Here is a 22943-nt window from a genome sequence, read left to right as displayed (position 1 = left end):
CAACTGTAGCTGTAGCGGCGCAAATTCTGCTTAATCCGGCCGGACGGTGTATTGATGAGTGTCAATGAGGCAACTGTTGCCGGCATGGAGTATCGTTTTTGGTCAGCTTTTTCATGTCGGCTTAATTATTTGTTCTATCGGTGATGATGCTGTCCGATGTTTCAGGCGGATGTCGCAGGCTGTGCCGGAGCTGGTATATTGACCGGCCCCACGTATGACAAATCAGGAAGGCGTTTGGCATGGCAATCAAGAAAATCGCATTTATAGGGCTGGGCAACATGGGGTATCCCATGGCGGGGCATCTGCTCCGTGCCGGTTATCAGGTCTGCGTTTACAACCGCAGTGAGGAGAAAGCATTGCGCTGGGTTGCCGAATATGGTGGCAGCCATGCGCAGACACCGGCTGCAGCGGCCCGTGATGCCGATGCGGTGTGTGTATGCGTAGGCAATGATGATGACATCAGGTCGGTGGTACTGGGCGATGAAGGTGTCCTGGCCGGCATGCGTTCAGGCAGTTACCTGGTTGACCACACCACTGCATCGGCCGAACTGGCCCGCGAACTGGCCGGTATTGCCGCCGGGCATGGCGTGGCTGTGCTGGATGCGCCGGTGTCGGGTGGGCAGGCGGGTGCCGAAAACGGCTGTCTGACCATCATGGTGGGTGGTGAGGCGGATGATTACGCCGCGATCGAGCCGGTACTGGCCTGCTACGCACGCATGCAGCGCCTGATGGGGCCGGTTGGTAGCGGCCAGCTGACCAAGATGGTCAACCAGATTTGCATCGGCGGGTTGCTGCAGGGGCTGTCCGAGGCGCTGCACTTTGCCGAGCAGTCGGGCATTGATGCCCATGCCGCCATGGAGGTGATCAGTGGTGGTGCGGCGCAGTCCTGGCAGCAGCAGAACCGCTACCAGAGCATGCTGGCCCGCGAATTCGATTTCGGTTTTGCGGTCAAGTGGATGCGCAAGGATTTTGCCCTGGTGCTGGATGAGGCGCGGCGCAATGGTGCCCAGCTGCCGGTCACTGCGCTGGTCGACCAGTTCTATGCCGACGTGATTGCGATGGGTGGTGAAAACTGGGATACCTCAAGCCTGATCAGGCGTCTGGACCGGGAGCGCTGAGTGAACTGTCGGCCGGGATGTGGCGCATGTTGCATTGCGCCTTCGATCAATACCCCGATGCCGGGCATGCCGGCCGGCAAACCGGCAGGGGTACGCTGTCTGCATCTGGATGAGGCCAACCTGTGTCTGCTGTTCGGGACGCAGGAGCGTCCGGCCTTTTGTGCAGGGTTTTCGGCCAGTTCCGATATTTGTGGCGACAGTCGCGAGGATGCCATTCGCATCATCGGCTGGCTTGAGGAAAGCACCGCGTGCTGAGGCTGGTCCGGCGGGCTGGGAGACGGATATGGGAGGGCCTGCCCGGGTAAGCCGGCAGGCACAAAAAAAGGCTGCCGATTGGCAGCCTTTTCAACAGCTGGGCGATTAACGCTTGTCCATCGGGACATACTCGCGGGAAGTATGGCCGGTGTACAGCTGGCGCGGGCGGTTGATCTTGTGCGGCTCGGACAGCATTTCCATCCAGTGGGAGATCCAGCCGACAGTACGGGACATGGCGAAGATCACTGTGAACATGCTGGTCGGGATACCCATGGCCTTCAGGATGATGCCGGAGTAGAAGTCCACGTTCGGGTACAGGTTGCGCTCTTTGAAGTAGGGGTCGTTGAGTGCGATTTCTTCCAGCTTCATGGCCAGTTCCAGCTGTGGGTCCTGGATGCCCAGCTCGGACAGCACCTCGTCGCAGGACTCTTTCATCACCTTGGCGCGCGGGTCGAAGTTCTTGTACACGCGGTGGCCGAAGCCCATCAGCTTGAACGGATCGTTCTTGTCCTTGGCCTTGGCGATGAACTTCTCGATGTTGGAAACGTCACCGATCTCATCCAGCATCAGCAGTACGGCTTCGTTGGCACCGCCGTGGGCAGGTCCCCACAGGGCTGCAATACCGGAGGCGATACAGGCGAACGGGTTGGCGCCAGTGGAGCCGACCAGGCGTACGGTGGACGTGGAGGCGTTCTGCTCGTGGTCGGCGTGCAGGATCAGGATGCGCTCCATGGCGCGGGTCAGCACGGGGCTGATCGGCTTGATCTCGGCAGGGGTGTTGAACATCATGTGCAGGAAGTTTTCTGCGTAGCCCAGGTCGTTGCGCGGGTACATGATGGGCTGGCCGACGGAGTATTTGTATGCCATGGCGGCGATGGTCGGCATCTTGGAAATCAGGCGGTGGGCAGAGATTTCGCGGTGACGGGGGTTGTCGTTGTCCAGCGAGTCATAGTAGAAGGCGGACAGGGCACCGACCACGCCGCACATGACAGCCATCGGGTGGGCGTCGCGGCGGAAGCCGTTGAGGAAAGATTTCAGCTGTTCGTTCACCATGGTGTGGCTCATGATGCTTTTTACGAACTCGTCTTTCTGTTCTTTGCTGGGCAGTTCGCCGTGCATCAGCAGGTAGCAGGTTTCCAGATAGTCGGACTTGTAAGCGAGCTCTTCAATCGGGTAGCCGCGGTGCAGCAGGACGCCCTTGTCGCCGTCAATGAAGGTGATTTTCGACTCACAGGAAGCAGTGGACATGAAGCCCGGGTCGTAGGTGATATACCCGCTGGAGATCAGGTTGCGGACATCGATAACTTCATGGCCCAGCGTGCCGGAATACATGGGCAGCTCAAGGGACGTACCTTCGCCAATTGTCAACTGCGCTTTTTTGTCAGCCATGTGGCCTCCTAGTTGTGCTTGAAATCGTCACGGCTCCCAGTGAGAGCCCGGAACATCATAAAGTGATAAACCCGAATGTCAATTTAAACGCTTGCCGCGTTTGCGGGTTGCCAGGTGCGTTCAGCGGGTACACATGTTCGGCCAGCATGTCAAACAGGCGCAATGCGCTTTTAGGCGAATACAATGGCGTTGTACGACTGGCCGGTTTTGCACTATACTCAGGGGCGGCTCGACAGTCCTGGTGCATGCCCGTACTGACGAAGTTCGTCCTTTGGAGACAGGTGCCTGAGAGGTGCCCTTTCGATAACCGCCCTGCAGTTTTGGGGCTCACAAAGTGTGATTACGCCGTGAAAAGCCAAAGACCTGTAAATCTTGATTTAATGACAATAAAGCTGCCGATTACAGCTTATACGTCCATTCTGCACCGCATATCCGGAGTCATCCTGTTTTTCGGAATCATCGTGCTGCTGTGGGGGCTGGACAAGTCCCTGGCGTCCGAGCAGGGGTTCGCTGAAGTCAAGGAGTGCCTGAGTGGTGGTTTTGCCAAGCTGGTATTGTGGGGCCTGATGTCTGCTCTGCTGTATCACCTGGTTGCCGGCATCAAACATGTCCTGATGGACATGGGTCTGGTCGGTGAAACCATGGAGGCTGGCAAGCTGGGCTCCAAGGCAGTTCTGGTAATTGCCGCTGTGTTGATTCTGCTTGCTGGAGTGTGGATATGGTAACTTACGTAACTAACTTTTCGCGTTCCGGTCTGTACGACTGGATGGCCCAGCGTGTTTCAGCCGTGGTTTTGGCTGTATATACCCTGTTTTTGCTGGGTTACGTGGTCGCAAACCCGAATATGGATTTTGCCCAGTGGCACGGCCTGTTCTCCCAGGGCTGGATGCGTGTGTTCAGCTTGCTGGCTCTGGTTGCGCTGGGTGCGCACGCCTGGGTCGGCATGTGGACCGTCACGACCGACTATCTGACCAAAATGACTTTTGGCAAGTGGGCAGGCGCTGTCCGTTTCCTGGTGCAGGCCCTGTGTGGTGTGTTGATGTTTGTGCTTTTCGTCTGGGGCATCCAGATCCTTTGGGGAATTTGATCCATGACCGGTATTCGTACTCTTTCTTATGACGCCATCATCATTGGTGGCGGCGGCGCCGGCATGCGCGCCTCTCTGCAGCTGGCCCAGGGCGGCCACAAGACTGCAGTGGTAACCAAAGTTTTTCCAACCCGTTCGCACACCGTATCTGCCCAGGGCGGCATCACCTGTGCCATCGCATCTGACGATCCGAATGACGACTGGCGCTGGCACATGTACGACACCGTCAAGGGCTCCGATTATATCGGTGACCAGGACGCGATCGAATACATGTGTTCCGTGGGTCCCGAGGCCGTATTCGAGCTGGAGCACATGGGGCTGCCTTTTTCCCGTACCGAAACCGGCCGCATCTACCAGCGTCCGTTCGGTGGCCAGTCCAAGGACTACGGCCGTGGCGGCCAGGCTGCCCGTACCTGTGCCGCGGCCGACCGTACCGGTCACGCGCTGCTGCACACCCTGTACCAGGCCAACCTGAAGCACGGTACCGAATTCCTCAACGAGTGGTATGCGGTTGACCTGGTGATGAACCAGGACGGCGCCTGTGTCGGTGTCATCGCCATCTGTATCGAAACCGGTGAAACCGTTTACATCCGCTCCAAGGCCACCGTACTGGCCACTGGCGGCGCAGGTCGCATCTTCGCTTCCACCACCAACGCCCTGATCAACACCGGTGACGGTGTCGGCATGTCCCTGCGTGCGGGCATCCCGATGCAGGACATGGAAATGTGGCAGTTCCACCCGACCGGTATCGCCGGTGCCGGTGTGCTGGTCACCGAGGGCTGTCGCGGTGAAGGTGGTTACCTGATCAACAAGCATGGCGAGCGTTTCATGGAGCGTTATGCTCCCAACGCCAAAGACCTTGCCGGTCGTGACGTTGTTGCCCGCTCCATGGTCAAGGAAATTCTTGCCGGTAATGGCTGCGGCCCCAATGGTGACCACGTTCAGCTCAAGCTGGACCACCTGGGTGAAGAAGTGCTGCACAGCCGTCTGCCGGGTATTTGTGAGCTGTCCAAGACGTTTGCCCATATTGACCCTGTAGTTGCGCCAATTCCTGTAATCCCGACCTGTCACTACATGATGGGTGGTATCGCCACCAACATTCATGGCCAGGCCATTGCCCAGACCGCCAGCGGTGAAGACAAGATAATCGACGGCCTGTTTGGTGTCGGCGAGGTCACTTCCGTATCCGTACACGGTGCCAACCGTCTGGGCGGCAACTCGCTGCTTGACCTGGTCGTGTTTGGTCGTGCCGCTGGTCTGTACTTGGAAAAAGCCCTGCGCGAAGGTGTCGATACCCGTGGTGCCGGCGAGTCCGACATCGAGCGTTCCATGGCCCGTCTGGCCGGCCTCAACGAGCGTACTGCCGGCGAGGACGTTGCTCCGCTGCGCAAGGAACTGCAAACCTGCATGCAGAACTACTTCGGTGTATTCCGTACCGGCGAATACATGCAGAAGGGTATCGCCGAGCTGGCTGATCTGCGTGAGCGCATCCAGAACGTCAAGATCAACGACAAGAGCAGCGCATTCAACACTGCCCGCATCGAGGCGCTTGAACTGCAGAACCTGTTTGAAGTTGCCGAAGCAACCGCCATTGCCGCCGAGGCACGCAAGGAGTCCCGTGGTGCCCACGCCCGCGAAGACTACGAGAGCCGTGACGACGAAAACTGGCTGTGCCACAGCATGTACTTCCCGGAGACGAAGACAGTCGGCAAGCGCGCCGTCAACTTCTCGCCGAAAACAGTTCCTGCTTTCGAGCCTAAAGAGCGTACTTACTAAGGGTCAGCATAATGTCACTGCCTAATATTTTGAAAGTCAGCGTATATCGCTACAATCCTGAAAAAGATGCGGCACCCTTCATGCAGAACTTTGACGTCCAGATCGACGGCAAGGACATGATGGTGCTGGACGTTCTGCAGCTGATCAAGGAGCAGGACGAGACACTGGCGTTCCGCCGTGCCTGCCGTGAAGGCGTATGTGGTTCTGACGGCATGTGCATCGGTGGTGTGAACGGCCTGGCCTGCATCACCCCGATTTCGCACAAGATCGGCAAGGATGGTGTTCTGGTCATTCGTCCGCTGCCGGGTCTGCCGATCATTCGCGACCTGGTGGTAGACATGAGCCTGTTCTACCAGCAGTACGAAAAGGTGCAGCCGTACCTGCAAAACGATACTCCGGCACCGGCCATCGAGCGTCTGCAGTCTCCTGAAGATCGCGCCAAGATTGATGGTCTGTACGAATGTATCCTCTGCGCATGCTGCTCGACCGGCTGCCCGTCTTTCTGGTGGAACCCGGACAAGTTCCTGGGTCCGTCCGCGCTGCTGCAGGCTTACCGCTTCCTGGCGGATAGCCGTGATACCCAGACGCGTGAGCGTCTGTCACGACTGGAAGATCCGTTCAGTGTCTTCCGTTGCCGCGACATCATGAACTGTACCAATGTGTGCCCCAAGGGTCTGAACCCCAACCGTGCCATTGGCAAGATTCGCAGCATGTTGCTACAAAACGCGACCTGATCAGGGTTGCACTTCATTTGCCCGGGCTTGCCCGGGCAAATGGGCTCTATGAAAGACGGTCTACCAGACTGTTTTGAAAGTTATTGACGACCAGCAGGGACTCCTGGGTTATGCCCAGACTATCTGCGGGATCCGTAGTGACTTGCTGAAGTCGCTGCTTGATGGCTTCAAGAGTCACTGAGTTTCCATGCCGGTAGTGTTTCCCTTACCAAGGGTGACTAGCATGCAACAAAGCGTTATGCAACGCATGTGGGACAGTGGCTACCTATCCGGTGGCAATGCTGCTTACGTAGAAGAGCTGTATGAGCTCTATCTTCATGATCCAAATGCCGTTCCCGAGGAGTGGCGTGCCTATTTTGACAAATTGCCGGCCCAGCCGGGCGGTGCAAGTTCGGATGTATCCCATGCGACTGTCCGCGAACAATTTGTCCTGCTGGCCAAAAACCAGCGTCGCGCCCAGCCGGTATCCGCCGGTGCAGTCAGCTCAGACCACGACAAGAAACAGGTGGAAGTACTGCGCCTGATCCAGGCATTTCGCATGCGTGGTCACCAGGCATCCACTCTGGACCCTCTGGGTATCTGGGTGCGTCCGGTGCAGCCTGACCTGACCGTGCAACACTACGGCTTGACCGACGCTGATCTTGATACCACCTTCAATACCTCTGACCTGGCCATTGGCAAGCCCGAGGCGAGCCTGCGGGAAATCCGTGAGGCCCTGCAGCAGACTTATTGCCGCACCATTGGTGCAGAGTTCACCCATATTGTCGATTCCGAGCAGCGTCGCTGGTTCCAGCAGCGTCTGGAAAGTGTGCGCAGCCGTCCACAGTTCTCTGCCGAAGCCAAGGTACACATCCTTGAGCGCCTGACTGCCGGTGAAGGTCTGGAAAAATACCTCGGCACCAAGTATCCGGGCACCAAGCGCTTTGGTCTGGAGGGTGGTGAAAGCCTGATTCCGCTGATGGACGAAGTGATCCAGCGTTCCGGCTCTTACGGCACCAAGGAAATCGTCGTCGGCATGGCCCACCGTGGTCGCCTCAACGTGCTGGTCAACACCTACGGCAAGAACCCGCAGGACCTGTTTGACGAATTTGACGGCAAACGCGTTGAAGGCCTGAGTTCCGGTGACGTCAAATACCACCAGGGTTTCTCCTCCAACGTGATGACCCCCGGCGGCGAGATCCACCTGGCCATGGCGTTCAACCCCTCTCACCTGGAAATCGTTTCTCCGGTGGTGGAAGGGTCCGTCCGCGCCCGTCAGGACCGCCGTGATGATCCGCGCGGTGACCAGGTGTTGCCGATCACCATCCATGGCGACTCGGCATTTGCCGGTCAGGGCGTGGTCATGGAAACCTTCCAGATGTCCCAGACCCGCGCCTACAAAACCGGCGGTACCATCCGTATCGTCATCAACAACCAGGTCGGCTTCACCACCAACAAGCAGGAAGATACCCGTTCCACCGAGTATTCGACCGATGTGGCCAAGATGATCCAGGCCCCGATCCTGCACGTGAACGGTGACGATCCCGAAGCCGTCATTTTTGCCGCACAGCTTGCTGTTGATTACCGCATGCAGTTCAAGCGCGATATCGTCATCGACCTGATCTGCTACCGTCGCCGTGGTCACAACGAGGCTGACGAGCCAAGCGGCACCCAGCCGCTGATGTACCAGAAAGTCGCCAAGCAGCGCACCACACGCGAGCTGTATGCCGACCAGCTGGTGGCAGAAGGCGTGCAGACTGCAGAGCAGGTGCAGAAGCTGGTCGAGGATTACCGTGATGCGCTGGACAATGGCGAGCACGTTGCCTACAGCCTGGTCAAGGAACCGAACGAAGAGCTGTTTGTCGACTGGTCTCCGTACCTGGGCCATGCCTGGACGGCCGATCATGACACCAGCTTCGATCTGTCGACCCTGAAAGAGCTGAGTGCCAAGCTGCAGGATACGCCTGAAGGCTTTGTGGTCCAGCGCCAGGTTGCCCGCATTCTGGAAGACCGCCGCAAGATGGCCGCCGGCGCACTGCCGATCAACTGGGGCTTTGCCGAAATAGCCGCGTATGCGACCTTGTTGCATGATGGCCACCCGATCCGCATCACCGGTCAGGACGTTGGTCGCGGTACCTTCTCGCACCGCCATGCGGTACTGCACAACCAGAAAGACGGCGAAACCTACGTCGGTCTGCAGAACCTGTCTGCCGACCAGCCGAGCTTCACCATCCACGACTCTTTCCTTTCCGAGGAAGCGGTACTGGCATTCGAATACGGCTATGCCGGTACCACGCCCAATGCGCTGGTGATCTGGGAAGCCCAGTTCGGCGACTTTGCCAACGGTGCCCAGGTGGTAATCGACCAATTCATCAGCAGTGGTGAAACCAAGTGGGGCCGTCTGTCCGGCCTGACCATGCTGTTGCCGCACGGCTACGAAGGCCAGGGTCCCGAGCATTCCTCGGCGCGCCTGGAGCGCTACCTGCAACTCTGTGCCGAGCACAACATGCAGGTCTGTGTGCCAACCACGCCGGCACAGGTTTACCACATGCTGCGCCGCCAGGTGATCCGCCCGCTGCGCAAACCGCTGATTGCCCTGACGCCCAAGTCGCTGCTGCGCCACAAGCTGGCCATCTCGACGCTGGAAGATCTGGCCAACGGCTCTTTCCAGACCGTGATCGGCGAGGTCGACAAGCTGGATGCAGCCAAGGTCGAGCGCATGGTCATGTGCAGCGGCAAGGTGTACTACGAGCTGCTTGAAAAGCGTCGCGCCGAAGGCCGCGAAGATACGGCGATTGTCCGTATCGAGCAGCTGTATCCGTTCCCGGAGCCGGATCTGGAAGCGGAAATGGCCAAGTACCCGAACCTCAAGTCTGTGGTCTGGTGTCAGGAAGAACCGATGAACCAGGGCGCCTGGTACTGCAGCCAGCATCACATGCGCAACGTGCTGACTGCCTGCAAGCCCGGCCTGAACCTGCAGTATGCCGGTCGTGTCGCCTCTGCTTCGCCGGCTTGTGGCTATGCGTCACAACATGCCGAGGAGCAGGAACAGCTGCTGCAGGACGCGCTCAACATTTAACGCTGATGGCTGCACCCTTTCGGGGTGCGGCTCTTGTCTTTTGTATCGAATCAAGTAGGAAAACACAGTCATGGCGATTGAAATCAAAGCCCCCGCGTTCCCCGAGTCCGTTGCCGACGGTACCGTAGCCACCTGGCACAAGCAGATCGGCGAAGCCGTCAAGCGTGACGAGCTGATTGTTGACATTGAAACCGACAAGGTTGTGATGGAAGTACTGGCCGAAGCCGACGGCGTACTGACCGAAATCGTTGCCGCCGAAGGCGACACCGTCCTGAGCAACCAGCTGCTGGGCAAGCTGGACACTGACGCTGTTGCGCCTGCCGCGCCTGCCGCTGTTGCCGCACCTGCTGCCCAGGCTGCTGCTCCTGCCGCTGCCGGTGAGCCAATCCTGTCACCTGCCGCCCGCAAGATTGCCGCTGAGAACGACCTGCAGCCTGCCAGCATTCCGGGTACCGGCAAAGATGGCCGCGTCACCAAGGAAGACGCCGTTGCCGCTGCTTCCGGCAAACCTGCCGCTGCCGCACCTGCCGCAGTGGCTGCTGCCGAGGCACCGCTGTTTGCTGCCGGTGACCGCACCGAGAAGCGCGTACCGATGACCCGTCTGCGTGCCAAAGTCGCCGAGCGCCTGGTTGAAGCTCAGTCCACCATGGCCATGCTGACCACCTACAACGAAGTCAACATGAAGCCAATCATGGACCTGCGTGCCAAGTACAAGGACCTGTTCGAGAAGACCCACAACGGTACCCGTCTGGGCTTCATGTCCTTCTTCGTCAAGGCCGCTACCGAAGCGCTGAAGCGCCAGCCAGGCGTCAACGCCTCCATTGATGGCAAGGACATCGTGTATCACGGCTATCAGGACATCGGTGTGGCCGTTTCCAGCGACCGTGGTCTGGTGGTTCCGGTGCTGCGCAACGCCGAGCACATGGGCCTGGCCGAAATCGAAGCCAAGATCCGCGAGTACGGCCTGAAGGCCCGTGACGGCAAGCTGACCATCGACGAAATGACCGGCGGTACTTTCACCATCTCCAATGGTGGCGTATTCGGTTCACTGCTGTCCTCGCCGATCGTCAACCCGCCACAGACCGCAATCCTGGGCATGCACAAGATCCAGGAGCGTCCGATGGCGGTCAACGGTGAAGTGGTGATCCTGCCGATGATGTACCTGGCCCTGTCCTACGACCACCGCCTGATCGACGGCAAGGAAGCGGTAACCTTCCTGGTGACCATGAAAGACCTGCTGGAAGATCCGGCCCGTCTGCTGCTCGACATCTAACCCATCGTTTTTTATTCGGCCGCCCGCATGTGCCGGCGGCCGGGTATCCGAAAGGATACAATCGAGGAAATCTCATGAGTGACAAATTTGACGTAATCGTAATCGGTGCCGGCCCTGGTGGCTATGTCGCCGCCATCCGCGCAGCCCAGCTGGGCCTGAAAACCGCCTGTGTCGAAAAGTACAAGGGCAAGGATGACAAGCTGGCACTGGGCGGTACCTGCCTCAACGTCGGCTGCATTCCGTCCAAGGCGCTGCTGGACAGCACCTGGAAATACCACGAAGCCAAAGAAAGCTTTGCCGTACACGGCATCAGCACTGGTGACGTGAACATGGACGTACCAACCATGATCGAGCGCAAGAACACCATCGTGCGCAACCTGACCGGCGGTATCGCCGGCCTGTTCATGGCCAACAAGGTCACCACCATTGAAGGTCATGGCAAGGTACTGGCCAACCGTCAGGTCGAAGTGACTGCTGCCGACGGTACCGCCACTGTCTACGAAGCCGGCAACATCATCATCGCTGCCGGTTCCCAGCCAATTGACATCCCGCCTGCGCCAGTTGACCAGAAGGTGATCGTAGACTCCACCGGTGCCCTGGAATTCCAGGCAGTACCGGCACGTCTCGGCGTCATTGGTGCCGGCGTAATCGGCCTGGAGCTGGGTTCCGTCTGGGCGCGTCTGGGTGCCGAAGTCACCGTGATCGAGGCCCAGGACAAGTTCCTGCCAAGCATCGACGAGCAGGTGGCCAAGGAAGCGCTGAAAACCCTGACCAAGCAGGGCCTGAACATCCGTCTGGGCGCACGCCTGACCGGCAGTGAAGTCAAGGGTGAAGAGGTTACCGTCACCTTCTCCGACGCCGAAGGCGAACAGCAGCTGACCTTTGACAAACTGATCGTTGCCGTTGGTCGCCGTCCCGAAACCAAAAACCTGCTGGCCGCCGACAGTGGCGTCAACCTTGACGAACGCGGCTTCATCTACGTTGATGACCACTGTGCCACCAGCGTGCCCGGCGTCTATGCCATTGGTGACGTGGTGCGCGGCCCGATGCTGGCGCACAAGGCCTCCGAAGAGGGCATCATGGTTGCCGAGCGTATTGCCGGCCAGCTGCCACAGGTCAACTATGACCTGATTCCGGGCGTGATCTACACTCACCCGGAGATTGCCGGTGTCGGCAAGACCGAACAGCAGCTCAAAGCCGAAGGCGTTGCCGTCAATGTCGGCGTGTTTCCGTTTGCCGCCAGCGGCCGGGCCATGGCTGCCAACGACACCACCGGTTTCGTCAAGATCATTGCCGATGCCGGTAGCGACCGTGTGCTGGGTGTACACGCGATTGGTCCAAGTGCTGCCGAGCTGGTTCAGCAGGGCGCGATTGCCATGGAATTCGGCTCCAGCGCCGAAGACATCGGCATGATGGTGTTCTCGCACCCGACCCTGTCTGAAACGGTGAAAGAGGCTGCCCTGGCAGTCAACGGTGCGGCCATCCACGTGGCCAACCGCAAAAAGCGTTAATGCTTGAAGAAAACCGCCCTCCGGGGCGGTTTTTTTATGCCTCGCCATCGTCATTTCGCGTTTTGCTGCGCGTGTTCGACGTTTTGCTGCGCCCCTGTAGGTGCGAATTCATTCGCACACTGGGCACTGTTTGCATACCAGGCTCCGGCTGGCGACTGTGACATGCAGTGCAATCGCAAAAGCATTTGCCTGTACGCTCGGTATCCAGTACAACTCAGGCATAAAAGAACAACAGGAGCCCTCCCATGAATCTTCATGAATACCAGTCCAAGCAGCTGTTTGCCGACTACGGTCTGCCGGTTACCCTTGGCCTGACCGGTACCACCGTCGACGAGGTGGTGGATGCCTGCAAGACACTAGGCAAGGGCTGCTGGGTCATCAAGACCCAGGTCCATGCCGGTGGGCGCGGCAAGGCCGGCGGTGTGCGCATGGTGCACAGCCTGGATGAAGCCACAGAATTCGCCCGGAAATGGCTGGGCGAGCGGCTGGTGTCATTCCAGACCGACAGTCTGGGCCAGCCGGTCAACCGCCTGCTGGTCGAACCCTGCATCGAATTCGAGCGCGAACTCTACCTCAGCGTGCTGGTCGATCGCAGCAGCCGCCGGCTGATGTTCCTGGCCAGCGCCGAGGGCGGCATGGACATCGAAGAAGTGGCGCGGCAAACGCCGGAAAGGATCTTCCGCACCGCCATTGACCCGCTAGTGGGTGCGCAGCCGTTCCAGGGCCGTGCGCTGGCCTACAAGCTGGGCCTGGAAGACAGCCAGGTGCGTGAGTTCAGCGATATTTTCGTCAAGATGTGCCAGCTGTTTGTAGAAAACGATCTTAGCCTGCTGGAAGTCAACCCGCTGGTGGTGCTCACCAATGGCAAACTGCATTGCCTGGATGCCAAGGTGGCGGTGGATGGCAACGCCCTGTATCGCCACCCCGACTTGCGAGCACTGCGTGATGTTACCCAGGAAGACCCGCGCGAGGCCCAGGCGGCCAAGTTCGAGCTCAACTATGTGGCACTCGACGGCAACATCGGCTGCATGGTCAATGGTGCCGGGCTGGCCATGGGCACCATGGACATGGTCAGTCTGTACGGCGGCCAGCCGGCCAACTTCCTCGATGTTGGTGGTGGCACCACCACCGGCCGGGTATCGGAGGCTTTCAAGATCATCCTTGAGGATGACAAGGTGAGGGCGGTGCTGGTCAACATCTTCGGCGGCATCGTGCGTTGCGACATGATCGCCGAAGGCATCATCGCCGCAGTGAAAGAAGTCGGCGTACAGGTACCGGTGGTGGTCCGGCTGGAGGGCAACCGCGCCGCGGAAGGTGCCGCACTGCTGGCGGCCAGCGGACTCAACACCATCCCGGCGCCGAGCCTGGACGAGGCGGCAAAACTGGTGGTCGCAGCAGCGGAGGGCAAGGCATGAGCATTCTGGTCAACAAGGACACCAAGGTCATCTGCCAGGGTTTCACCGGCACCCAGGGCACTTTCCATTCACAGCAGGCGATCGAGTACGGCACCCACATGGTTGGCGGTGTGACTCCCGGCAAGGGCGGCACCACGCACCTGGGCCTGCCGGTATTCAACACGGTGGAGGAGGCGGTTGCCGCCACCGGTGCCAATGCCACGGTGATCTACGTGCCGGCGGCCTTCTGCAAGGACTCGATTCTTGAAGCAGCCTTTGCCGGCATTCCCCTGATTGTCTGCATCACCGAAGGCATACCGGTACAGGACATGTTGCTGGCCAAGGCGGCCTGTGACGAGCTGGGCGTGCGCCTGATCGGTCCGAACTGTCCCGGCATCATCACCCCCGGTGAATGCAAGATCGGCATCCAGCCGGGGCCGATACATCTGCCCGGCAAGGTCGGCATCGTGTCGCGTTCCGGCACACTGACCTATGAAGCGGTCAAGCAGACCACCGATGCCGGTTTTGGCCAGTCGACCTGTGTCGGTATCGGCGGTGATCCGATCCCCGGCAGCAGCTTCATCGACATCATCAGCCTGTTTCAGGCAGATCCGCAAACCGAAGCCATTGTCATGATCGGCGAGATCGGCGGTACTGCTGAAGAAGAGGCCGCCGACTACATCAGGCAGCATGTGACCAAACCGGTGGTGGCCTACATCGCCGGTGTGACCGCACCGCCGGGCAAACGCATGGGCCATGCCGGGGCGATCATTGCCGGTGGCAAGGGTACCGCAAGCGAGAAGTTTGCCGCACTGGAAGCCGCCGGGGTGCGCACCGTGCGCTCCCTGACCGACATCGGCCAGGCGCTGGCAGAAATGACCGGCTGGCGTTGACCGGATAGCAAGTGCCGGTATGGGTTACAGGGGCAGGGCAGCTGATGCTGGTAATGTTCCGGCCTGGGTACAGGCCGGGCAACACCAGTAGCGCATAGCGTCCACTGTTCACCGGATGCCTCGATGCCGCCGGCAGTCACCTGGCTATTAACCGGACGGGCGAGCCCGGCCAGTGTGCGGGCAACACCCCGCTTGAAGCCCCCCGGTCAATGCCTTTTCGTGTTCAAGACGCATCCCGGACTGCCGGTTCGGCATGCGTGTGGTATTGGCGTACATTGGCACGTAACGAGCCGGCCAGTCCGGCCAGTTCCTGACTGATGCGCAGGGACTCGCTGGCGTCAAGGTCAAGCTGGCCAACCGAGCGGTTAAGCGCTTCGATACCATCAAGGTTTCCGGTAACTGCAGACTGCTGCTGCTCTGTGGCGATGGAAATGCTGCCGTTTAAACGGGCAATTTCCTGCACTGCGTTGCGGATATCTTGCAGAGTCTGGTTGGAGCTAATGGCAAAGCCGACACTGTTCTGTGCCTGTTCTCGGGCTTCGAGCATGGCTCCGGTGGCCAGCCCGGCTTGTGTTTGCAGCTGCTCGACCAGTGTCTGAATGGAGGCGATCGAAGCTGCTGTGCTTCTGGACAGGTTGCGTACTTCGCCAGCCACCACGGCAAACCCCCGGCCGGCAGCTCCGGCCCGTGCCGCCTCGATCGCGGCATTCAGGGCCAGCAGGTTGATTTGTTCGGCTACCGACTGCACCACTTCCAGTACCCCGCTAATATCGATCGAGTGGCTGTGCAGGGCAGTGATGATATCGCTGGTGCTGTCGATGTGCCGGGCAAGGCTTTCGATGGTGTGCATGCTATCGCCGACCCGTTGTACGCCTTTCTGGCAGAGACTGTCAGCTTCATTGGCCAGGCTGGCCGCATCGCCGGAGCGGGTTGCAACCTGATCAATGGCCAGCGACATCTCGTTGATTGACACCTTCATCCGTCCTGCTTCGGCATTTTGTTGCCGGCTGCTGAGACTCACCTGTTCGCTGATGGTTTGTGCCCGGACGGCGTGGCCGCTGAGGGTGCCGGCGTTTTGCTCCAGGCTGTGAATCAGTTGCTGGAAGTGGCCAAGTAAAGCATTGAGTGCGGCAGCAGTCTCGGCAACCTCGTCATTGCCAACCGGTTCGGCCCGCAGGCGAAGGTCGGAGTTGCTTTCAACGGTCAGAATCAGGTTGCGCAATCGATGGAGCGGATGCTGGATCGATCGCTGGATGCGCCAGGCCAACAGCAAGGAACCAAGCACCAGCAGGCTGCCGCCATATACATAGCCCTGTGCCAGAACCCCGGTCAGGGTGGCAGCTTCATTTTGTACCAGGGTGGCTGCATCCAGCTGGTGTTGAATCAGCCGGTTCAGCGTCTGGTCGTAACTGTCCAGACGCTCGCTGATTTCATGGTTGAAGGTGGAGTCGTTGAGAATGCGAATATTCAGCGCATCACTGCCCACGGGCTGCAACCAGTCGTGATACAGGGCAAGCGCATCGGCAAACTCGAGGTCTGCCTGCCGGTCCAGTTCGGAATCGGCATCTGTACGTGCCTGCTGATAGGCGAGCCAGTGCTGGCTGGCCTGTTCAAGCGTGGCTTTGACGCTGGCCACGGTGCTGTCGGCGCTGGCCCAGCCGGTACGGTATAGGCGTATCTCATCCAGTGCGCTTTGTTGCAGCAGGCGTTGCACCAGCAAGATATCGTTCAAGACCAGCAGGTGGTCCTGGTACAGCTGGTCAAACAACCGGTCTTTGCTGACTGATACCTGAAATGACAGCAGCAACACCAGCACCAGTCCAGTCATGGGTACGCCGCCCAGCAGTACCAGACGGGCCGGAATTTTTAAACGGTTCAGCATTGGTACTCCATCAAGTGATGATTGGCATGCCGAAAAGTGTAGGGAGCAACGGTTACACCTTTGTGACAAAGTGTGAAGTGTGTCTCATTGTTTTGGGCGAAGAAGGCCTTTTTGCAGCCAGGTGGCAGCACAATCCGTGAGCCGGCGATTCAAATCAATTCGGTGTGATTTACATCAGCACCAATACACAGAACCGCAGCAGGGCGCGATACAAAACTGTACAATGCCCGTCTTTGATTTTTACGGAAGTTTCTGAATGAAAGGGCTGGGCAAAACCCAAATCATGGCGCTTGGGTTTATGACCTTTGCATTGTTCTTGGGCGCGGGCAATATCATCTTTCCGGCAGCGGCCGGCTTGCAGTCGGGTGAACACCTGTGGCGGGTCACCCTGGGTTTTCTGCTCACCGGAGTCGGTCTGCCGTTACTGACGGTCGTGGCGCTGGCCCGTGTCGGTGGCGGCCTGCAAACCCTGACCCTGCCTCTGGGCAAGGTGGCGGGGACGATTTTTGCGATTGCCGTGTATCTGGCCATCGGGCCGCTGTTTGCCACGCCACGTACTGCCGTAGTGTCGTATGAAATTGCGCTGGGCTCCTTTGTCGAGCACAACTGGCGGGTATTACTGGTGTACAGCAGCCTGTACTTTGCAGTGGTGCTTTACCTGGCATTCAACCCCGGCAAGATCCTTGAGCGCATCGGTCAGCTGATCACTCCCGTACTGCTGCTGGCTCTGGTATTGCTCGGTCTGGCGGCCGTGTTCAAACCGGCCGGAGCGCCCGGCCCGGGGCAGCTGCCCTACAGCGCCGCTCCGCTCAGTAGCGGTTTTCTCGATGGTTATCTGACCATGGATGCGCTGGGCGCACTGGTGTTCGGCGTGGTGATTGCTGCTGCAATTCGCACCCAGGGTGTGACGGAGCTGTCAAAAATCACCCGCCACTCGATCCAGGCCGGCATCATTGCGGCAACCGGACTGTCGTTGGTGTATGTTTCACTGTTCTATCTGGGAGCCACCAGTCATGCCGTTGCCGCTGATGCAACCAACGGTGGCCAGGTGCTGGCTGCCTATGTGCAGAATGCCTTTGGCGTGCCCGGCAGCCTGTTGCTCGGCGTGGTGATAACGCTGGCCTGCCTGACCACGGCAACCGGATTGCTGGTGGCGTGCGGGGAATACTTCGAGCAACTGTGGGGCATCCGCTACCGCCGTACGGTGTTGTTCTTTACCCTGTTCAGCTGGCTGGTGTCCAACCAGGGCCTGACCCAGCTGATCAAGGTCTCGGTGCCTGTGCTGGTGGGGCTATATCCGTTGGCCATCGTGCTGGTGCTGCTCAGTCTGGCACAAAAACTGTGGCATGACCCGCAACCGGTGTTCCGTGCCTGCATGGCTGTCGCGCTGGTATTTGGTGCTCTGGATGGACTGACGGCGACCGGCTTTTCCGCCCTGTCCGGCCTGCTCGGGTTCTTGCCATTGGCAGAACAGCAGATGGGCTGGGTATTGCCGGTTGCCGTGGTGCTGCTGGGTATGACGGTACGTGATCGCTGGCAACACAGACTTCACGGCAATTGATTCTGGAAGCGGGCTGAGACATGACTGCATTATTGATTCTGGGTGGCGCATTGCTGGCTGTTCTAGGCTGGCTCTGGCTCTGGTTGCGCAGTGCGCGTATCCATTGGTTCTGGGCGCTGACCGGCGTGCTGCCGCCGCTGGCGCTGCTGTCCGGCCTGCTCAACCTGCGCCATGCGTTGTTGCCGTTGCTGGTACAGCTGGCCGGCCTCGGGTTGCTGGGCAGCGGGTTGTGGCAATTGTGGCAAGCCGACCCGCAACAACTGGAGCGCCTGTTGCACGGGCAGTGGTCGGAACAGCAGATATTGGCCGTTGATGCCGGCCAGCTGCAGGGACAGCTGCAGGGCCAGAGTTTTCTGCCCGGACAGGTGTTGCTGGAGCGTGGCGTACTGACCCTGCGCCAGGGCCAGGATTTCATTGCCAGCAAGGAACTTCGTATCGACCTGAGGGCGCATGGCGCGGCGTTGCTGGACGAGGAGTTCCGGCTGGACATCCTGCCCACCGACAGCGGCCTGCTGCCCATGGTGGAAGTGCTCTGGCAGGATGGCCAGACCGCCCAGCCGCAGGCACGCCGCATTCAGCGCGGTTACACCCTGCGCCTGGACTTGAAGCGCCAGCCCGCCGGTGTTGACGGGCAGTTGTATCTGTCATTGCCTTCACGGCTGGCAACCGTGGTCAGCGGCAACTTTCATGTGAGTGCTGCCGACGAGCAGACCGATCCGGACTGGTACCGGGCACAACCGCAGGAAACCGGGGCAACCGATGCCACGGAACTGCCGGCAACGTCGGCCGGAAGCGCCCAGCCGCTTGCTCTGGAGCAGCTGCTAACCCGCCCGGACAACTACCTGCGGCACACCATGTCGCTGGAAACCGTCGCCGGCCGGCAGCTTGATGGCGAGTTCCAGGGCATCAACGAGGAAGGCGAGCTGCTGATCAGGCAGCGGGTCGGAAAGTCCGGCTTTGCCGTTTTTCACGTGATGCCGGATGAGGTCAGTCAGATTCTCCTGCTGAATCCCTGAGCCAGGGCCGGCGACAGTCTCCTCGCCGGCATTGCATTATCTTTCCTTCTGTTCGGCCTTTTTCCGTGGCTGGCCATTGTTTTCGAAAACGCTACCTGAACATTGCCCAAGGCAAGTTTTGATCCATACATATTGCAATCTGTTTGCAGACAAAAAATTGTTATGTAATTCCTGCCTCCATTGATCCCGGTCTTTTGGCCCCATACACGGATAAGGCCGAAAAGCTGTGCGTTTTCCTATATGATGCCATTGTATGGATCCATTGAAACAAGGCACGCCAATGTCCCCAGATAACAGAGAAGCCCCGAGTGAACATGATCGCTGGATACGCCCCCTGAAAGAGGGCAGCGGCCCGCGTTATGCCCAGATCGCCCGCATGATCATTCACGCGGTGGAAGACGGTCAGCTGCGCACCGGCGATCGTTTGCCACCACAACGGGAACTGGCGCGGCAGCTGGGTGTGGACCTGACCACCATCACCCGCGCTTACAACGAGGTCCGTGCCGCCGGCCTGCTGAATGCCCAGGGTGCCAGCGGCACCTTCATTTCCAGCCCCCTGTCTGACCGGGCGGAAACGGTTGACCTGAGCATGAATATCCCGCCATTGCTCGGTGATACGGATTTTGTCCGGCTGATGCAAAGCGGCCTGTCGCACCTGAAAGGCCAGCTGGGCGATGGCAGCCTGATGAGCTACCACGTCGGAGCCGGCTCGCGCCTGGACCGAGAAGCTGCTGCCCAGTGGCTGGAACCGGCGTTCGGACAGATGGCCCATGAGCGTTTTCTGGTCTGTGCCGGTGCCCAGGCGGCGATCAGTGCGCTGCTGCTGGCCTATTCACAGCCCGGCGATGCCGTTGCTGCCGAAAGCCTGACCTATCCGGGGCTGCTGGCAGCCTGCCGTGTCATGCAGCGCAAGGTGATTGCGGTGGCCATGGACGACGAAGGCATGATTCCGGAAGCGCTGGAGCAGGTGTGCAAAACAGACAAGCCCCGGCTGATCTATGTCGTGCCCACCATACAGAACCCGACCGCGACCACCATGTCGGCGCAGCGTCGTGCGGCGATCTATGCGATTGCCTGCCGCTATTCCATTGCCGTGATCGAGGATGACCCTTACTGGCTTCTGGCTGGCGATGCGCCGGCACCGATTGCCAGTCTGGCCGGCTCTGCCGGTGATGCGCCGGTGTACTACATCTCGACCCTGTCCAAATGTCTGGCACCGGGGTTGCGCACCGCCTATATCCTGATGCCGGAAGGACAGCACGCAGATCCCGTGCTGGAAGCCTTGCGCGGCATGATGCTGATGGCCCAGCAGGGAGCGGTGTCCATGTCCACCAGCTGGATTCGTACCGGCATGGCACAAGACATGCTGAACCGGGTACGCGAGGAGCTGTCACGCCGGCAGGCACTGGCTGCCCGTTTGCTGCTCGGTATCCGGCATGCCCATTCGAATGGCCTGCATCTGTGGTTGTCACTGCCGCAATGGCAACAACCCCGGCGTTTGTTGCAGGTCGCGCAAGAGCAGGGACTGGGTGTCGCCGGCTCCGAAGCCTTCTGTTCCGAGGCGAGGGATGTGCACGGTCTGCGTGTTTCGCTGGGCGGTGCCCGTGACCAGGCCAGCCTGACCGTTGCCCTGCAGAAGCTCGCCGATATCCTGACCGAGCCGGCCGCCGCCGCACCTGTCCGCCAGGTGATTGTTTGACCCGGCCGGCGTCCTTCGCCCGGCTAGCTCCCTTGAAATCAGGCCCGGCTGTCCCCACATGATCAAACATTGCCTTTTTATTCCATTGTTTGTCGTGTGGAGAAACCAATGACCGCAACAACCCAAAAAGAAACCCTGGGCTTTCAGACCGAAGTCAAACAGCTGCTGCACCTGATGATCCACTCCCTGTACTCCAACAAGGAAATCTTCCTGCGCGAGCTGGTATCCAACGCCTCGGATGCCGCCGACAAGCTGCGCTTTGAAGCGCTGGCCAATCCCGAGCTGCTGGAGAAGGACCCGGAGCTGAAAATCCGCATCAGCTTCGACAAGGACGCCAACACCCTGACCATCGAAGACAACGCCATCGGCATGAGCCGTGACGAAGTGTTGTCGCATCTGGGCACCATCGCCAAGTCCGGCACTGCCGAATTCATGCAGCAGCTGACCGGCGACCAGAAAAAGGACTCCCAGCTGATCGGCCAGTTCGGTGTCGGTTTTTACTCTGCCTTTATTGTGGCGAAAAAAGTTGAAGTCTTTACCCGCCGTGCCGGCCTGAGCGCCGAAGAGGGCGTGCTCTGGTCGTCCGAGGGCGAAGGCGAATTCGATATCGAAACCATCAACAAGCCAGAGCGCGGCAGCCGTATCGTGCTGCACCTGAAGGATGACGAGAAGGAATTTGCCGACGGCTGGCGCCTGCGTAATGTCATCACCAAGTATTCCGACCATGTGGCGTTGCCGATCGAATTGCCGAAAGAACATCACGGCGAAGAAGAAGCACCTGCGGAAGCCGAGTGGGAAGTGGTCAACCGTGCCAGCGCCCTGTGGACCCGTCCGCGTACCGAAGTGAAGGACGAGGAATACAAGGAATTCTACAAGCATGTTGCCCACGACTTCGACGATCCGCTGGCCTGGAGCCACAACAAGGTCGAAGGCAAGCTGGAATACACCTCGCTGCTGTATGTGCCGGGCCGTGCGCCGTTCGACCTCTACCATCGTGAAGCGCCGCGCGGTCTGAAGCTGTATGTGCAACGCGTGTTCATCATGGATCAGGCCGACGAGTTCCTGCCGCTGTACCTGCGCTTCATCAAGGGAGTGGTCGATTCCAACGACCTGTCGCTGAACGTGTCGCGTGAAATCCTGCAAAAAGACCCGGTGATCGACAGCATGAAAACCGCGCTGACCAAGCGTGCGCTGGACATGCTGGAGAAAATGGCCAAAAACGATGCCGAAAACTACGCCAAGGTGTGGGATGCCTTCGGCCAGGTGCTGAAAGAAGGCCCGGCGGAAGACTTTGCCAACAAGGAAAAGATCGCCGGCCTGCTGCGCTTTGCTTCCACCCATGGCACCGACGGTACCCAGAACATTGCGCTGGCCGACTATGTGAGCCGCTTGCAGGAAGGCCAGGACAAGATCTACTACCTGACCGGCGACAGCTACGACCACATCAAGAACAGCCCGCACCTGGAAGTGTTCCGCAAGAAGGGCATCGAGGTGCTGCTGCTGTCCGACCGCATCGACGAGTGGATGATGAGCTACCTGACCGAGTTTGACGGCAAGCAGCTGGTTGACGTGGCCCGTGGCGATCTGGATCTAGGCGAGCTGGACAGCGAAGAAGACAAGAAGGCCCAGGAGGAAATCGCCAAGGATAAACAGGCTCTGGTCGAGCGCCTGAATGCCGTGCTGCTGGAGCAGGTGTCTGATGTGCGCGTTTCCCACCGCCTGACCGACTCACCGGCCATTCTCGCCATTGGCGAGCAGGATCTGGGCCTGCAAATGCGCCAGATTCTCGAAGCCAGCGGCCAGAAGGTGCCCGAGTCCAAGCCGGTGTTCGAGTTCAACCCGACACACCCGCTGCTGGAAAAGCTGGACAACGAAGCCGACGAAGACCGCTTTGCCGATCTGGCGCTGATCCTGTTTGACCAGGCCGCACTGGCCGCCGGTGACAGTATCAAGGACCCTGCCGCCTATGTGCAGCGCCTGAACAAGCTGCTGGTGGAAATGGCCGGCTGATCGCAAGTTCCAGGCCGAATGAAAAAGGGGTCAGGTACATTTGTACCTGACCCCTTTTTTTCGCCGTAGCAAATATCAACTTTTAACGGCCCAGCTTGCCGGCCGCACGCAGGATGTCATCCAGCACATTGCCGTCGCCGTTGGCATCCAGCATGAAAAAGCAGGCCCAGATCCGCGCCACCGGCGTTCTGGGCCTGCTTTTTCATGCCGCCGAGAATCGCCGGCAGCAGGGCAGCTGCCCCCTGCATGGCATCCTGTTCGCTGACGCCCAGGCTTTTGGCCATGGA

17 protein-coding genes are annotated in these 22943 nt (G+C 59.5%); 15 read left to right on the top strand and 2 right to left on the bottom strand.

Going from position 1 to position 22943, the window contains the following annotated elements:
* The first annotated feature begins 239 nt into the window (after positions 1 to 239).
* Positions 240 to 1118, top strand: coding sequence for an NAD(P)-dependent oxidoreductase (locus tag AR306_RS10595; protein ID WP_407071208.1), 879 nt, complete (start codon positions 240 to 242; stop codon positions 1116 to 1118).
* The gene (locus tag AR306_RS10590; protein ID WP_101497537.1) at positions 1119 to 1373 is read left to right on the top strand and encodes a YkgJ family cysteine cluster protein; all 255 of its coding nucleotides are present in this window, start codon (positions 1119 to 1121) and stop codon (positions 1371 to 1373) included.
* Positions 1374 to 1478: 105 nt separating this feature from the next.
* On the opposite strand, the gene AR306_RS10585 is transcribed toward AR306_RS10590, so the two are convergent.
* A complete protein-coding gene (locus AR306_RS10585) occupies positions 1479 to 2762 on the bottom strand; it encodes a citrate synthase (protein ID WP_101497536.1) in 1284 nt (427 codons plus the stop codon).
* Between the two features lie 347 nt (positions 2763 to 3109).
* Here AR306_RS10585 and sdhC point away from each other — a divergent pair, with 347 nt between their 5' ends.
* From sdhC to sucD, 9 genes are all read left to right on the top strand, one after another.
* Entirely contained in the window at positions 3110 to 3487 is a 378-nt protein-coding gene (gene sdhC / locus AR306_RS10580; protein WP_101497535.1) for a succinate dehydrogenase, cytochrome b556 subunit, read from the top strand.
* On the top strand, positions 3481 to 3849 hold the full coding sequence (sdhD, locus tag AR306_RS10575) for a succinate dehydrogenase, hydrophobic membrane anchor protein (protein ID WP_101497534.1): 369 nt from the start codon (positions 3481 to 3483) through the stop codon (positions 3847 to 3849). Before sdhC ends, sdhD begins: the two co-directional genes overlap by 7 nt.
* Before the next feature lie 3 nt (positions 3850 to 3852).
* Positions 3853 to 5625 carry a succinate dehydrogenase flavoprotein subunit gene (gene sdhA / locus AR306_RS10570; RefSeq protein ID WP_101497533.1) on the top strand — a complete coding sequence of 591 codons (1773 nt, stop codon included), beginning with the start codon at positions 3853 to 3855 and terminating at the stop codon, positions 5623 to 5625.
* Positions 5626 to 5651: 26 nt separating this feature from the next.
* On the top strand, positions 5652 to 6359 hold the full coding sequence (locus AR306_RS10565; protein ID WP_101497999.1) for a succinate dehydrogenase iron-sulfur subunit: 708 nt from the start codon (positions 5652 to 5654) through the stop codon (positions 6357 to 6359).
* Between the two features lie 223 nt (positions 6360 to 6582).
* The gene (locus tag AR306_RS10560) at positions 6583 to 9417 is read left to right on the top strand and encodes a 2-oxoglutarate dehydrogenase E1 component (protein ID WP_101497532.1); all 2835 of its coding nucleotides are present in this window, start codon (positions 6583 to 6585) and stop codon (positions 9415 to 9417) included.
* 70 nt (positions 9418 to 9487) lie between these two features.
* Positions 9488 to 10690: a 2-oxoglutarate dehydrogenase complex dihydrolipoyllysine-residue succinyltransferase gene (odhB, locus tag AR306_RS10555; protein WP_101497531.1), complete on the top strand. Its 1203-nt coding sequence runs from the start codon at positions 9488 to 9490 to the stop codon at positions 10688 to 10690.
* Between the two features lie 74 nt (positions 10691 to 10764).
* Positions 10765 to 12201: a dihydrolipoyl dehydrogenase gene (lpdA, locus tag AR306_RS10550; RefSeq protein ID WP_101497530.1), complete on the top strand. Its 1437-nt coding sequence runs from the start codon at positions 10765 to 10767 to the stop codon at positions 12199 to 12201.
* Between the two features lie 245 nt (positions 12202 to 12446).
* Complete coding sequence (sucC, locus tag AR306_RS10545; RefSeq protein WP_101497529.1) at positions 12447 to 13616, top strand: ADP-forming succinate--CoA ligase subunit beta; 1170 nt, start codon at positions 12447 to 12449, stop codon at positions 13614 to 13616.
* Positions 13613 to 14488, top strand: a complete 876-nt coding sequence (gene sucD / locus AR306_RS10540) for a succinate--CoA ligase subunit alpha (RefSeq protein ID WP_101497528.1) — start codon at positions 13613 to 13615, stop codon at positions 14486 to 14488. The genes sucC and sucD overlap by 4 nt, the downstream gene beginning before the upstream one ends.
* Positions 14489 to 14711: 223 nt before the next feature.
* Here the strand turns inward: sucD and AR306_RS10535 are convergent, their stop codons facing one another.
* Positions 14712 to 16370: a methyl-accepting chemotaxis protein gene (locus tag AR306_RS10535; RefSeq protein WP_101497527.1), complete on the bottom strand. Its 1659-nt coding sequence runs from the start codon at positions 16368 to 16370 to the stop codon at positions 14712 to 14714.
* Positions 16371 to 16626: 256 nt separating this feature from the next.
* Here AR306_RS10535 and brnQ point away from each other — a divergent pair, with 256 nt between their 5' ends.
* The 4 genes from brnQ (at position 16627) to htpG (ending at position 22656) form a co-directional block, all read left to right on the top strand.
* Complete coding sequence (gene brnQ / locus AR306_RS10530; protein ID WP_101497526.1) at positions 16627 to 17931, top strand: branched-chain amino acid transport system II carrier protein; 1305 nt, start codon at positions 16627 to 16629, stop codon at positions 17929 to 17931.
* 20 nt (positions 17932 to 17951) lie between these two features.
* The gene (locus AR306_RS10525; RefSeq protein WP_101497525.1) at positions 17952 to 18947 is read left to right on the top strand and encodes a hypothetical protein; all 996 of its coding nucleotides are present in this window, start codon (positions 17952 to 17954) and stop codon (positions 18945 to 18947) included.
* Positions 18948 to 19227: 280 nt separating this feature from the next.
* On the top strand, positions 19228 to 20646 hold the full coding sequence (locus AR306_RS10520; protein WP_101497524.1) for an aminotransferase-like domain-containing protein: 1419 nt from the start codon (positions 19228 to 19230) through the stop codon (positions 20644 to 20646).
* A gap of 108 nt (positions 20647 to 20754) precedes the next feature.
* On the top strand, positions 20755 to 22656 hold the full coding sequence (gene htpG, locus AR306_RS10515; protein ID WP_101497523.1) for a molecular chaperone HtpG: 1902 nt from the start codon (positions 20755 to 20757) through the stop codon (positions 22654 to 22656).
* The last annotated feature ends 287 nt before the right edge of the window (positions 22657 to 22943 follow it).

Origin of the sequence: Thiopseudomonas denitrificans, assembly GCF_002866065.1 — a bacterium.
GTDB classification, from domain to species: domain Bacteria; phylum Pseudomonadota; class Gammaproteobacteria; order Pseudomonadales; family Pseudomonadaceae; genus Thiopseudomonas; species Thiopseudomonas denitrificans.
Note: the sequence above shows the minus strand (reverse complement) of the source record. Positions and strands in the feature narration are given on the sequence as shown.

Excerpts from the sequence above, each read along its gene's own strand:
- AR306_RS10595 (WP_407071208.1), top strand. The coding sequence starts at position 240 with ATGGCAATCAAGAAAATCGCATTTATAGGGCTGGGCAACATGGGGTAT.
- AR306_RS10560 (WP_101497532.1), top strand. The coding sequence starts at position 6,583 with ATGCAACAAAGCGTTATGCAACGCATGTGGGACAGTGGCTACCTATCC.
- AR306_RS10535 (WP_101497527.1), bottom strand. The coding sequence starts at position 16,370 with ATGCTGAACCGTTTAAAAATTCCGGCCCGTCTGGTACTGCTGGGCGGC.
- AR306_RS10525 (WP_101497525.1), top strand. The coding sequence starts at position 17,952 with ATGACTGCATTATTGATTCTGGGTGGCGCATTGCTGGCTGTTCTAGGC.
- AR306_RS10520 (WP_101497524.1), top strand. The coding sequence starts at position 19,228 with ATGTCCCCAGATAACAGAGAAGCCCCGAGTGAACATGATCGCTGGATA.
- odhB (WP_101497531.1), top strand. The coding sequence starts at position 9,488 with ATGGCGATTGAAATCAAAGCCCCCGCGTTCCCCGAGTCCGTTGCCGAC.
- sucC (WP_101497529.1), top strand. The coding sequence starts at position 12,447 with ATGAATCTTCATGAATACCAGTCCAAGCAGCTGTTTGCCGACTACGGT.
- lpdA (WP_101497530.1), top strand. The coding sequence starts at position 10,765 with ATGAGTGACAAATTTGACGTAATCGTAATCGGTGCCGGCCCTGGTGGC.
- htpG (WP_101497523.1), top strand. The coding sequence starts at position 20,755 with ATGACCGCAACAACCCAAAAAGAAACCCTGGGCTTTCAGACCGAAGTC.
- AR306_RS10585 (WP_101497536.1), bottom strand. The coding sequence starts at position 2,762 with ATGGCTGACAAAAAAGCGCAGTTGACAATTGGCGAAGGTACGTCCCTT.
- brnQ (WP_101497526.1), top strand. The coding sequence starts at position 16,627 with ATGAAAGGGCTGGGCAAAACCCAAATCATGGCGCTTGGGTTTATGACC.
- sdhD (WP_101497534.1), top strand. The coding sequence starts at position 3,481 with ATGGTAACTTACGTAACTAACTTTTCGCGTTCCGGTCTGTACGACTGG.
- sdhA (WP_101497533.1), top strand. The coding sequence starts at position 3,853 with ATGACCGGTATTCGTACTCTTTCTTATGACGCCATCATCATTGGTGGC.
- sucD (WP_101497528.1), top strand. The coding sequence starts at position 13,613 with ATGAGCATTCTGGTCAACAAGGACACCAAGGTCATCTGCCAGGGTTTC.